The following is a 1,947-nucleotide window of genomic DNA, read 5'->3' on the forward strand; positions in this document are numbered from 1 at the left end:
CGCCCCCCCCCGGCCGGCGCCCCCCGCCGCGCCCCCCCCCCCGCCGCCGCCGCGGGGGGGGGGGCCCGGCGGGGGGGGGGCGGCGGCCCCCCGGGGCCCCCCCCCCCCCGCCGCGCCCGGGCCAGGTTCGCCGGGGACGCCCCGGCAAGGCCGTCGCCGCGCAGCACGTGCACCACCTGCAGCTCGGCGCCCGCGCGGGCCGCGATGCGGCGGGCGCGGCGGATCAGCGTCTCGCTCTCCGAACCGCCGGTGATGGCGGCGACGACCCGCTCCCGCGTCTCCCACGTGTCGGTGATCTGCCGTTCCGCCCGGTAGCGGCGCAGCGCCACGTCCACCTGGTCGGCCAGCCACAGCAGCGCCAGTTCGCGCAGCGCGGTGAGGTTGCCGGTGCGGAAGTAGTTGCCCAGCGCCGCGTCCACCTTGTCGGCGGCGTAGACGTTGCCGTGCGCGAGGCGGCGGCGCAGCGCCTGCGGGGTGATGTCGGCGAGTTCGATCTGCTCGGCGCGCCGCACCACCTCGTCGGGGACCGTCTCCTGCTGGCGGACCCCGGTGATCGTCTCGACCACGTCGTTGAGGCTCTCCAGGTGCTGCACGTTCACCGTGGACAGCACGGTGATCCCCGCTTCGAGGAGTTCCTCGACGTCCTGCCAGCGCTTCTCGTTGCGCGAGCCGGGGGCGTTGGTGTGCGCGAGCTCGTCGACGACGGCGACCTGCGGGCGGCGGGCCAGCACGGCGTCCAGGTCGAGTTCGGCGGCCTGGACGCCGCGGTGCAGCTCGCGGCGGCGCGGCACCTGCTCCAGCCCGGCCAGCAGGCGTTCGGTCTCGGCGCGGCCGTGCGTCTCCACCAGGCCGATGACGATGTCGGTGCCGCGTTCGAGCCGCCGCCGCGCCTCGCCGAGCATCGCGTAGGTCTTGCCCACGCCCGGCGCGGCGCCGAGGTAGATCCGCAGCTCGCCCCGCTTCATCCCGCGCCTCCCCGCCGACGGTGGCCGTCGGCACCGATCCTGCCGCTCCGCCGCGCGGTGCACCTGCCGCGGGTCATCCGCGGTGCTCGGCGACGGCCGCGTTGAGCGCCGGGACCGCGACCGTGCGCTCGGCGAACACGCCGCCGGAGGTGGCGGCGGCGATGAGCCGGTGCACCTCCTCGACCGGCAGCCCCGTCTCGCGGGCGACGCGCGGGGCCTGCAGCGCGGCGTAGGCGGGGCTGATGCCCGCGTCCACACCGCTGGCCGAGGCCGTCACCGCGTCCGCCGGGACCAGCTGCGGGGCGACCGCTTCGCGGGCGGCGATGCCGGTGCGCCGCTGCTGCACGGCCGCCAGCAGCTCCGGGTTGTCCGCGGCCAGGCTCGAGCCACCGGAGGTCGACGGATCACCGGGCCCGAGCGGTCCGTCCGCCGACGCCGACGGGCGGGTGTGGAAGTACGGGTCGTGCGCCGGGTCCGCGGGCACCGGGTCGATGCCGATCAGCTCGGACCCGACGACGCGCCCGTCCACCACCTGCGGCGATCCTTCGGCGTGGTCGTGCAACCCCGGCAGGTGGCCCGCTCCCCACACCGCCAGCGGGTAACACACGCCCAGCAGCACCGTGAACACCAGCAGCGCCCGCACCGCGGTCCCGGCCTGCCGCACCAACGTCGTGAACATCGCGTCTCTCCTCACTGCCTGTCTTCGAACCTGTCCGGCGGGTTGCGGCCGGTGCTCGTCAGCGGCGAAGCCGCTGAGCCGCCGACCACGCACGCAGCCGGACCACCCGCGGGTTCTCAGCGGTTCCCTCGCGAGGACAGCGATTTCGCCGTGTACGTGCCTGGTACATCAGAAATCGATCCCGCAGCGAGGGAACCGCTGAGGTTCCGCCACCCGACCCACCTCGCAACCGAAGTCCGGGGCCCCCCCCCCCCCCGCCGGGGTGGCGCCACCCCCCCGAGTTTACAACCCACCCCCAAAACA

The 1,947-nt window shown here is 76.0% G+C and carries 1 protein-coding gene and 1 pseudogene; both read right to left on the minus strand.

Annotation, left to right across the window (positions count from 1 at the left end; translation table 11 throughout):
- Nucleotides 1-965, minus strand: a pseudogene (locus LCD33_RS08690) (sensor histidine kinase); the annotation flags it as partial.
- 73 nt (nucleotides 966-1,038) lie between these two features.
- On the minus strand, nucleotides 1,039-1,644 hold the full coding sequence (locus LCD33_RS08695; RefSeq protein WP_224958749.1) for a potassium-transporting ATPase subunit C: 606 nt from the start codon (nucleotides 1,642-1,644) through the stop codon (nucleotides 1,039-1,041).
- Between the last annotated feature and the right edge of the window lie 303 nt (nucleotides 1,645-1,947).

Source organism: Saccharopolyspora sp. 7B, from assembly GCF_020177435.1.
In the GTDB taxonomy this organism is placed as follows: Bacteria; Actinomycetota; Actinomycetes; order Mycobacteriales; family Pseudonocardiaceae; genus Saccharopolyspora_C; species Saccharopolyspora_C gregorii.